Consider the following 11,133-nt stretch of genomic DNA (forward strand, 5'->3'; position numbering starts at 1 on the left):
CGCCCGCCCTGGCCCGGGAGCTGTCCCGCCGGCTGCTGCGGTTCGTCAACGAGTACGGGCTCACCGAGACCACCATCGCCGCCACCCGCTGGGACGCCCACGACACCGCCGCCACCGTCCCCGTCGGCCGCGCCTACCCGCACGTCACCGCCCGGGTCCTCGACGCCCACCTCCAGCCCGTGCCGTACGGGGTCACCGGCGAACTCTGCGTCGGCGGCACCGGCCTGGCCCGCGGCTACCACGGCCGCCCCGACCTGACCGCCGCCGCCTTCGTACCCGACCCGTACGGCGCCCCCGGCGCCCGCCTCTACCGCACCGGCGACCGCGCCCGGATGCTGCCCGACGGAACCCTGGTGTTCGCCGGCCGCGCCGACGGCCAGGCCAAGATCCGCGGCCGCCGCGTGGAGACCGGCGAGGTGCAGGGCGTCCTCGCCGAGCACCCCGACGTCGCCCACTGCGCCGTCGTCGTGCACGGCACCGGCCCCGCCGCCGCCCTGATCGCCTACTGGGTCCCGCGCGAGGGACGCGTCCCCGGGGACTGCGAACTCCTCGACCACTGCGCCCGCAGGCTCCCGGACCACATGCTCCCCGCCCTGCTCGTCCCGGTCCCCGCGATCCCGCTCACCCGCCACAACAAGGTCGACGTACGGGCCCTGCCCGCCCCCGACCTCGCCTCGGCCCTCGCCGACGAGCCGTACACCGCGCCCGAGGGACCGGTCGAGGAGATCGTCGCCGGCATCTGGGCCGAGGTCCTGGCCGGAGACCGGCCGGACGCCCCGGACGCCCCGGACGGTTCGCGCGCCCCGGACGGTTCGCGCGGAGACCGGCGGATCGGCGCCCACCAGGGCTTCTTCCGGATCGGCGGGAACTCCGTCCTCGCCGCCCGCGTCATCGCCCGGATCCAGGAGGAGTTCGACGTGGAGATGCCGCTGCGCGCCGTCTTCGAGAACCCCACCGTCGCCCTCCTCGCCGCCGCGGTCGAGGACGCCGTCCGCGCCGAGATCGAATCCCTCGACCACACCGAACTGGCCATCGCCCACAGGGAGTACCAGCCGTGACCGCACCCACCGCACCCACGCAGGAAGAACTGCGGGCGGAACTGCTGCGCAGACGGCTCGCCGGACGCGCGGGCCGCACCGGCGGCCGCACCGCCCCCCGCACCGCCATCCCGCGCGCCGACCGCAGCGCGCCGCTCGCCCTCTCCGCCGGCCAGCGCCAGCTGTGGTTCCTCCACCAGCTCGACCCCGACAGCCCGGAATACCTGCTGCCGCTCGCGTACCGGCTGCGCGGCACCCTCGACGAGAGCGCCCTGCGCCGCTCCTTCGACGCGCTCGCCGCCCGGCACGAGATCCTGCGCACCCGCTACGTCCTCGACGGGACCGAGCCCCGCCAGGTCATCGACGCCCCCGGCCCCGTCGACTACGCCGTCACCGAGTCCGCCGGCCTCGACGCCGCCGGACGGGACGCCGCCGCGGCCGGCTTCGCCCGCGACCGCGCCGCCGAGGTGTTCGACCTGGCCGCCGAGGCCCCGCTGCGCGTCCGCCTGCTGCGGCTCGCCGCCGACGACCACGTCCTCGTCGTCGTCCTGCACCACATCGCCTGCGACGCCCTGACCCGGCCCCTGCTCCTCGCCGACCTCGCCGCCTGCCACCGCGCCGCGGGCGCCGTCACCGGCCCCCTCGACGGCGTCCTGCCCGAGCCGCCCGTCCAGTACGCCGACTACGCGGCCTGGCTGAACGCCCGCCAGAGCGGCCCCGCCGCGGACACCGCCCTCGACTGGTGGCGCGGGCAGCTCGCCGGCACCGGCCCGCTCGGCCTGCCCACCGACCGGCCGCGGCCCGCCGTCCGCGGCCGGGGCGGCGACGTCGCCGGGTTCGACGTCCCCGCCCGCACCGCCGCCGGCCTGCGCGCCCTCGCCGAACAGGAGGGCGCCACCCTCTTCATGGTCCTCCTCGGCGCCTACCAGGCCCTGCTGGGCCGCTACACCGGCAAACAGGACATCGCCGTCGGCACCGCCGTCTCCGGCCGCACCCGCCCCGAGCTGCGGCAGATGGCCGGCTACGCCTACAACAGCCTCGTGCTGCGCAGCCGCTGGCAGGGCGACCCCGCCTTCCGGGAGCTGCTGCGCGGCGTGCGCACCACCGTCCTGGACGCCTTCGACCACCAGGACACCCCCTTCGACCGGATCGCCGACGAACTGGAGCCCGCCCGCGACCTGTCCACCACCCCCCTCTTCCAGGTCATGTTCGACCTGGCCTCCGGCGAGGGCTCCGACACCCCCGACCTGACCGGCCTCGACGTGAGCCCGGTCCCCGCCACCGGCCGCATCGCCCGCTTCGACCTCACCCTGCACCTCGCCGAACGCGCCGACGGCTCCCTCCACGGCAGCCTGGAGTACGCCACCGACCTGTTCGACGCGGCCACCGCCGAGCGGATCACCGGCCACTACACCGCCCTGCTCGCCGCCGTCGCCGAGCGGCCCGGCGACCCGCTGTCCGCCCTGGACTTCCTCGGCGCCGCCGAACGCTCCCTGCTCCTCGACGGCCCCGCCGAGCCGGTCGGCGCCCCCGTCCACGGCACCCCGCCGAGCGTCGTGGAGGCCATCGCCGCGCAGATCGCCGCCACCCCCGACGCGGTCGCCGTCCGCCACCCGGGCGGCACCACCACGTACGCCGAACTCGGCCGCCTCGCCGACCGTTTCGCCCGCCGCCTCGCCGAGCTCGGCACCCGCCCCGACGACACCGTCGGCGTCCTCCTCGACCGCGGCCCCGAGCTGGTCGCCGCCCTGCTGGGCATCTGGCGCGCGGGAGCCGCGTACCTGCCGATCGACCCCGGCTACCCCGACGAGCGCATCGGCTACATGCTCGGCGACACGGGCACCCGCCTCGTCGTCACCCAGGCCCGGCACGCAGGCCGGTTCTCGGACGGTGCTGCGTCCGTCGGTGCCGTCGTCGTGGACGACCCGGCCGAGCGCACCGCCCTCGCCACGGCCGAGGCCCCGCTGCCCGCCGCGTACGACCTCGACCAGCTGGCCTACGTCATCTACACCTCCGGCTCCACCGGCCGGCCCAAGGGCGTCCTCATCGGCCACCGCGGCCTCGCCAACTACCTCGCCTGGACCGCCGGCGCCTACGCCTCGGCCGGCACCGGCGGCGCCCCGCTGTTCTCCTCCGTCGCCTTCGACCTCGGCGTCCCCGACCTGTACGCCCCGCTCATGACCGGGCAGGCCGTCCACCTGCTGCCGCAGGACCTCGACACCGCCGACCTGGGCGCCCTGCTCGCCGAAGGCGGCCCGTACGCCTTCGTCAAGCTCACCCCCGGCCACCTCGACCTGCTCTCCCGGCAGCTCACCCCCGAGCAGATCCGCGGCCTCGCCGGGCTCGTCATCGCCGCCGGCGACTCCTTCACCCACCGCCTCGCCGAACGCTGGGCCGCCGCCGCCGGCCCCGACGGCACCCGCCTCGCCGCCGAGTACGGCCCCACCGAGATCACCGTCGGCAACTCCGCGTACTTCCTGCCCGCCGACGGCGCCGCCCGCGGACCCGTCACCACCGAACTCGTCCCCATCGGCCGCGCCATCCCGAACACCACCATGTACGTCCTCGACGAGCAGCTGCGCCCGCTGCCCGTCGGCGTCCCCGGCGAGGTGTGGATCGGCGGCACCGGCCTGGCCCGCGGCTACGCCGGCCGCCCCGACCTGACCGCCGAACGCTTCCTGCCCGACCCGTACGGCGCCCCCGGCTCCCGCATCTACCGCACCGGCGACATCGCCCGCGTCCTGCCCGACGGCAACCTCGACTTCGTCGCCCGCACCGACCACCAGGTCAAACTCCGCGGCTACCGCATCGAGCCCGGCGAGATCGAGGCCGCCCTCACCGCCCACCCCGGCGTCGCCGAGGCCGTCGCCCTCGTCCGCGAGGACAGCCCCGGCGACAAGCAGCTCGTCGCCTACCTCGTCCCCGCCCCCGGCGCCGAGGACCAGGACCTCGCCCCGGCCGCCCTCAAGGACCGCCTCGCCGCGACCCTGCCCGCCTACCTGATCCCCTCCGCCTACCTGCGGCTGCCCGCCCTCCCGCTCACCGCCAACGGCAAGCTGGACCGGCGCGCCCTGCCCGCCCCCGGCCGCGAGGCCACCGCCGTCGGCGAGCACGTCGAGGCCCGCGACGCCGCGGAGGCCGCCATCGCCGCCGTCTGGGCCGAGGTCCTCGGCCTGGAGCAGGTCGGCGTCCACGACAACTACTTCGACCTCGGCGGCGACTCCATCCGCGCCGTCTCCCTCGTCGGCGCCCTGCGCCAGGCAGGCTGGGAGACCAGCGTCCGCGACGTCTTCGAGCACCGCACCGTCGCCCGGCTGCGCGCCGCCCTCGCCGACCAGGCCGGGGACGGCTCCGCCGAGCGGGCCGACGGCCCCGTCGCACCCTTCGCCCTGATCGGCGAGGACGACCGGCGCACCTTGCCCGGCGACGTCACCGACGCCTACCCGGTCTCCCGCATCCAAGCGGGCATGCTCGTCGAGATGCACGGCGGCAGCGGCGAGAACCGCTACCACAACATCACCTCCTTCCGGATCCGCGACGAACTCCCCTTCGACCCCGGCCTGTTCAAGAAGGCCGCCGACCTCATCGTGGAACGCCACGAGGTGATGCGGACCTCCTTCGCCCTCTCCGGCCACAGCGAGCCGCTCCAGCTGGTCCACGCCGTCGGCACCGTCTCCATGCCCTGCCTCTTCGAGGACCTGCGCCACCTGCCCCGCGAGGAGCGCGAGGACGCCATGTGGGCGTTCGCCGACCGGGACCGCGCCGAACTGTTCGACCTGACCGCCGCCCCGCTGATGCGGATGGCCGTCCACCTCGTCGACGACGAGAGCTGGTGGCTCTCCATCACCGAATGCCACCCGGTCATCGAGGGCTGGAGCTACCACTCCCAGCTGATGGAGCTGCTGCGCGCCTACCGAGCCCTGCGGGCCGGCGGCGAACCCGACCCGGCCCCGCCGGTCCCCGCCGTCCGCTACGCCGACTTCATCGCCGGGGAGCTGCGCTCCCTCGCCTCCGCCGAGGACCGCGACCACTGGCGCGCCCTCGTCGACGGCCACGAGAAGTTCACCGTCCCGACGGGCTGGGCCGGCGACCCCGACGGGCCGGACGAGCGCTACCGCATCGACATCCCCCTCGACCGGGTGGAACCGGGCCTGCGCGCCCTCGCCTCCGCCGCCGAGGTCCCGTACAAGAGCGTCCTGCACGCAGCCCACAGCAAGGTCCTCTCCCTGCTGACCCGCGCGCGGGCCTTCCGCGGCGGCATGGTCGCCGACGCCCGCCCCGAGGAGGCCGGCGCCGAACGGGTCTCCGGCATGTACCTCAACTCGGTCCCGTTCCCCTACCGCACCGGCGCCGCGACCTGGGGCGAACTCGCCCGGGAGGTCTTCGCCCGCGAGGTCGGGCTGTGGCCGCACCGCCGCTACCCGATGCCCGCCATGCGGCTGCCCGGCGGCGAGAGCCACCTCATCGACGTGCTCTTCCACTACCTGGACTTCCACCAGGTCGACACGGAGCTCATCGACATCATGGCCAGCCGCGACGACAGCCCCAACGAGTTCCCGCTCGTCGTCGGCACCCCCGTCCGGGGCCACCTGTCCCTCGCCTCCCGCACCCGCACCCTGTCCCGGGAACACGCCGAGCGGCTCGCCGGCCTCTACCGGGCCGTCCTCGCCGACATGGCCCGCACCGGCGCCGACGGCGACGCCACCGGCGCCTTCCCCACCGTGCAGGAGCGCGCCCGGCTCATGGCGCCCGCCCTGCCGCACCCCGACACCCCCGTCGACGTCCTCGCCGCCTTCGAGGCGCAGGCCGCCCGTACCCCCTGGGCCACCGCCCTCACCGGCGCCGGCGCGCCCGCCGACGGCGTCTCGTACGCCGAACTCGACGCCCGGGCCGGCCACATCGCCCGGCGGCTGCGGGCCCTCGGCGCCGGCCCCGAAACCCGCGTCGCGGTCCTCCTCGACCGCGGTCCGGAGCTAGTCGCGGCCCTGCTCGGCGTGTGGAAGGCCGGCGCGGCCCAGCTGCCCGTCGACCCGTGCACACCCGACTCCCGGCTCGCCCTGCCCGGCTTCGACCTCGCCGTGACGCAGGGCCCGTACGCCGGCCGGTTCGCCGGGATCCTGCCCGAGGAGCAGGTCCTGGCCGTCGAGGACGTCTCCCACGAGGGCACCACCGGAAGTTCCGTGGACGGCGCCGGGGACCCGGCGGCGCTGCCGCACCTGCCGCTGCCCCTCGACCCCGACCGGCTCGCCTACGTCCTGCACACCTCCGGCTCCACCGGCACCCCCAAGGGCGTCGAGATCAGCCACCGGTCGCTGGCCCACTACCTCGACTGGGCGGTCCGGGCCTACGCGGAGGGCCGCCCCGGCGGCGCCCCCTGGTTCACCTCGGTCGGCTTCGACCTGGGCCTGCCCGCCCTGTACGCCCCTCTGACCACCGGCCGGGCCGTGCACCTGCTGCCGCAGGACCTGCAGCCCGAGGAGTTCGGACCGCTGCTGATGGCCGGGGCCCCGTACGCCTTCATCGGGCTGACCCCCGGCCACCTCCAACTGCTGGAGGCGCAGCTGACCGACTCCGAACTCGGCGGGATCGCCGGGATCGCCGTCTGCGCCGGCGACGCCTACCCCACCGCGCAGGCCGAGCGGGTCGCCGCCCGGATCGCCGCGGCCGGCGGGCACATGCAGCTCGGCGCCGAGTACGGGCCGACCGAGGCGACCGTCGCCGCCACCTTCGGGCACGTACGGCCGCGGACCGGGCGCAGGCTGGTCCCGCTCGGCTCGAACCTGCCCGGGGTGCTGCTGCGCCTCCTCGACGACCGGCTCCGGCCGGTGCCCGACGGGACCACCGGCGAGGTCTGGCTCGGCGGCGAGGGACTCGCCCGCGGCTACGCCGGGCAGCCCGCCCTGACCGCGGAATCGTTCCTCCCCGACCCGTACGGGCTCCCCGGCACCCGCATCTACCGCACCGGCGACCTCGCCCGGCTGCTGCCCGGCGGCATCCTCGAATTCACCGGCCGCGCCGACGAGCAGGTCAAGATCCGGGGCCACCGCGTGGAACCGGGCGAGGCGGAGGCGGCCCTGGCCGCCGACCCGGCCGTCCGCGAAGCGCTGGTCGCGGCCGTGGACGCGGCCGACGGCGGCAAGCGGCTCGCCGCCTGGGTGGTGCCGGCCGACGGGCAGGCCGTGACGGTCCGGGAGCTGCGCGACCGGCTGCGGGCCGTCCTGCCCGCCGCGGTCGTCCCCGCCACCGTCACCGTCGTCGACCGGCTCCCGCTGACGGGCAACGGCAAGCGGGACGAGGCCGCCCTCGCCTCCCGCGAGGCCACCGCGACCCCGCTGCCGTACACCGCGCCGCGCACCGACCTGGAGAAGGTGCTCGCCGAGGTCTGGTCCGAGGTCCTCGGCCTCGAACGGGTCGGCGTCCACGACGACTTCCGCGACCTCGGCGGCGACTCGCTGCTCGTGGCCCCGCTGCTGGTCGCCGCCCGCCGGCACGGACTCACGCTCGACCTCGCCACCGCGCTGCGCCACCACACCGTCGCGCAGACCGCCGCCGCACTCGAAGACCACCCCCGGAAGGGCTGACCGATGGACACCCTCGACACCCTCGACACGCTCGACACCCCGGGCACCCCGGGCACCCTGCACACCCCGGGCACCCGGGACGGGCAGCGCACCGCCCGCCACCTCGTCTCCGTCGACGACCTCACCGACGGCGAACTGCGCCGCATCGTCCGGCGCGGCGCCGAGTTCTCGGCCGGCACCGCCGGCCGCTCGGACGCGCTCGAAGGCCTGGTCGCCGGGATCTACTTCGCCAAGACCTCCACCCGCACCCGCACCGCCTTCTCCTCGGGAGCGCTGCGGCTCGGTGCGCGGATCATCGCGTACGGTCCCGGCGACCTCCAGCTCAACACCGGCGAGACCACCGAGGACACCGGACGGGTGCTCTCCGGGATGCTGGACGTGCTCGTCGCCCGCACCGCCGGACCGGAGGCCGAGCTGCGCGGCTGGGCCGCCCAGGACCGGATGGCCGTCGTCAACGCGATGAGCGCCGAGGAGCACCCGACGCAGGCCCTCACCGACCTCACCACCCTGCTGCGGCACTTCGGCCGCATCGAGGGCCTGCGGATCCTGTACGTCGGCGAGGGAAACAACACCGCGGCCGCCCTGGCCCTGGCCCTGACCCGGTTCCCCTCCGTGCACCTGGAGCTGCGCACCCCACCCGGGTACGGGCTGCCGGCGCAGGTGGCGGCCCGGGCGCGGGCACAGGCCGAGCAGTACGGGGCGGTGCTGCGGGAGCGGCACGACATGGACGCGCTGCCGGCGGAGTACGACGTCGTGTACACCACCCGCTGGCAGACCACGGGCACGTCCAAGCCGGACCCGGACTGGCGGGAGGTCTTCGCCCCCTTCCAGGTCACCGCCCGGCTGTGGGACGGCGGCTCGCGGGCGGTGTTCATGCACGACCTGCCCGCGCACCGCGGCGAGGAGGTCACGGCCGAGGTCCTGGACGGCCCGCAGAGCATCGCCTTCGCCCAGGCGACGAACAAGATGCACAGCGCGATGGCGGTCCTGGAGCACGCCGCCGGCCGGACCGCCCGGTGACCCCGCCGCCGAAGGCCGCCACGGACCCGGCCGCCCTCCCCTGGCTCCTGTCCGACCCGGCCCCGGCGGCCCCGGCCCCGGCCCCGGGCTCGGCTCCGGCTCCGGCTTCGGTCCCGGCCCCGGGCTCGGCTCCTGTCCCGGCCCCGGGCTCGGGCTCGGCCACGGGGTCGGCCCCGGCCCCGGCCCCGGACAAGGCGCTCGTGGCGGCCCCCGACCCCGCAGCCGTCGCGGTGCCGGAACCGGCGGCCGTGGCGGTCCCCGGACCGGCGGCCCCGGTTCCGGCCGAGGTCGAGGCAGAGGCCGAGGCCGCCGGCGCCGAGGTGGTGCCGCTGCGGCGGAACCGGGACTTCGGGCTGCTGTGGGGCGGGGCCGGGCTGTCGCTGCTGGCCGGGCGGGCCACGGCCGTCGCCTACCCGTTGACCGTGCTGTGGATCACCGGCTCGCCCGGTGACGCCGGGCTGGTCGGTACCGCCCTGCTGCTGCCGCAGCTGCTCGTCCAGCTGCCCGGCGGTGCGCTCGTCGACCGGTGGGACCGCCGCCGGATCATGCTCGGCGCCGGTCTCGGCCAGGCGCTCGTCGCAGGTGCCGTGGCCGCCCTGCTGCTCAGCGGACACGTCTGGCTGTGGGCCCTGCTCGCCGCCGCCTTCACGGAGGGCACCCTCGGGGTGCTGCACCAGCTCGCCGAGCGGGCCGCCGTCCCGGCGGTGGTGCCCGCGGAGCAGCTGCCCGCCGCCCTCACCGGCAACGAGGCCCGCACCCGTGGCGCGGCCATCGCCGGCCAACCCCTCGGCAGCGGCCTCGTCGCCCTCGGCGCCGCCTTCCCCTACCTCGCCGCACTGGCCGCCCAACTCGCCTCCACGGCGCTGCTGTTCGGCGTACGCGGCAAGCTCCAGACCGCCCGCACCGGGCCCCGCCCCGACCTCCTCGCCGAGGTACGGGAGGGCCTGGCCTGGATGTGGCGCCAGCGCTTCCTGCGGGCGGTCATGGCCGCCGTGGCCGTCTCCAACGTCCTCTTCCAGGGCCTCAACCTGGCCGTGATGACCGGCATCCAGGAGAACCGCGGCTCCCAGTTCGAGATCGGCCTCGTGCTGTCCCTCAGCGGCGCCGGCGGGCTCGTCGGCGCCCTCTCCGGCGGCTGGTGGACCCGCCGCTTCCGGCTCCGCGCCCTCGTCCTCGGCGGGCTGCTCGCCTGGACCGCGCTGATGGTGCCCGTCGCGTTCCTGCGCGAACCGGCCGCCCTCGGCGCCCTGTTCGCCGCCAGCGGGTACGTCGGCGGCGTCTTCAACGTCGCCGGCGGGGTCTTCCTCGTCCGCGTCGCCCCGGACCGGATGCGGGGGAGGGCCAACTCCCTCGCGATGCTGGTCGGTTCCGGCGCCATGGCGGCCGGGCCCGTCGCCGCCGGCTTCGCCCTGGAGGTCTTCGGGCCCACCCGTACCGTGCTCGGCCTGAGCGCCGCCATGGGCCTGACCGCACTCGTGGCGCTGCTCTCGCCCGCCCTGCGCCGCAACCCGCTCGACGAGCCTCCCGCGGAGCTCTCGGGGGCCGCCGCGGAGCCGGCCTCCGGGGCCGCTGAAAACACCCCCGTCAACCGCCCCTGAGCTGGGGTTTCGCGCGTATAGAGCACTCATAGCGCGCCACGGGAGAGTTCACCTCACCGCACCGTCGCACTTCGCGTCGGCCCCCTCCCAAGGAGAACGACCATGCCGCTCAACTCCCCGGACCGCAGGACCGTCCTGCGCACCGCGCTCGGCGCCGCCGGAGCCGCCGCCGCCGTCACCCTCGTGGGGGCCGTCCCCGCCGCCGCCCACGGCCGCCGCCCCAAGCTCCCCCCGGTGGAGGGCATGGTCGGCGACCGCTGGGCCAACGAGTTCTGGTACGACTACGACGAAATGTCCTACTACAACCCGACCGAGGAGCTGAAGGCCGCGGTCGGCGCGATCACCGCCCCGTTCGGCGGGTTCACGAAGTCGTACGACGCCTGGGCCGCGACCCGCCAGGGCGGCCGCTACCCGCGCAGCTGGATGGAGCTCATCGAGCCCCGCCGCGCCGAGTTCGAGCTGCTCTCCCGCGCCCAGCGGGCCGTGTACGACAAGTGGTACGGCCGCGACCCGAAGGGACTGGTCTTCGCCTTCCAGGAGTTCGGCCAGGGCACCCTCTTCGACCCGCGCCGCCCGGCCGGCAACAAGGTCCACATGATGAACTACACGCCGCCGTCGGCGACGCACGCCTACCACCGCTGGCACCCGTACCTGCAGTCCTTCCAGCTCCTCGGCATCGACCGGCAGTTCTGGGCGCACATCAACCGCCTCGTCGGCGCCGCCTGGGAAATCCAGTCCATCGCCCAGCCGGTGACCGACCGCAACGACAACAAGCACATCTCCAAGCACGTGGTCCGCCAGGTCACCGCCAAGTGGCTGTGCCGCTCCAACGAGCGCATGAACCAGGCCTTCGACGTCTGGCCGTACCCGGTCGACATGGGCAAGTAGGCCCCGCCC

The 11,133-nt window shown here is 75.9% G+C and carries 5 protein-coding genes; all 5 read left to right on the forward strand.

Translation table 11 applies throughout. The features are described from left to right. On the forward strand, window positions 1-1,058 hold a 1,058-nt coding region (locus HYE82_RS27845), incomplete at its 5' end, for a non-ribosomal peptide synthetase (protein WP_179176925.1). Next, the gene (locus HYE82_RS27850) at window positions 1,055-7,618 is read left to right on the forward strand and encodes a non-ribosomal peptide synthetase (RefSeq protein WP_179176926.1); all 6,564 of its coding nucleotides are present in this window, start codon (window positions 1,055-1,057) and stop codon (window positions 7,616-7,618) included. The genes HYE82_RS27845 and HYE82_RS27850, both read left to right, overlap by 4 nt. Window positions 7,619-7,621: 3 nt before the next feature. Further along, window positions 7,622-8,638, forward strand: coding sequence for an ornithine carbamoyltransferase (locus HYE82_RS27855; RefSeq protein ID WP_179176927.1), 1,017 nt, complete (start codon window positions 7,622-7,624; stop codon window positions 8,636-8,638). Beyond that, on the forward strand, window positions 8,635-10,236 hold the full coding sequence (locus HYE82_RS27860; protein ID WP_179176928.1) for an MFS transporter: 1,602 nt from the start codon (window positions 8,635-8,637) through the stop codon (window positions 10,234-10,236). Before HYE82_RS27855 ends, HYE82_RS27860 begins: the two co-directional genes overlap by 4 nt. Before the next feature lie 102 nt (window positions 10,237-10,338). After that, entirely contained in the window at window positions 10,339-11,124 is a 786-nt protein-coding gene (locus HYE82_RS27865; RefSeq protein ID WP_179176929.1) for a Tat pathway signal sequence domain protein, read from the forward strand. Window positions 11,125-11,133: the final 9 nt, after the last annotated feature.

Source organism: Streptomyces sp. BR123, from assembly GCF_013401435.1.
In the GTDB taxonomy this organism is placed as follows: Bacteria; Actinomycetota; Actinomycetes; order Streptomycetales; family Streptomycetaceae; genus Streptomyces.

Excerpts from the sequence above, each read along its gene's own strand:
- HYE82_RS27865 (WP_179176929.1), top strand. The coding sequence starts at position 10,339 with ATGCCGCTCAACTCCCCGGACCGCAGGACCGTCCTGCGCACCGCGCTC.
- HYE82_RS27855 (WP_179176927.1), top strand. The coding sequence starts at position 7,622 with ATGGACACCCTCGACACCCTCGACACGCTCGACACCCCGGGCACCCCG.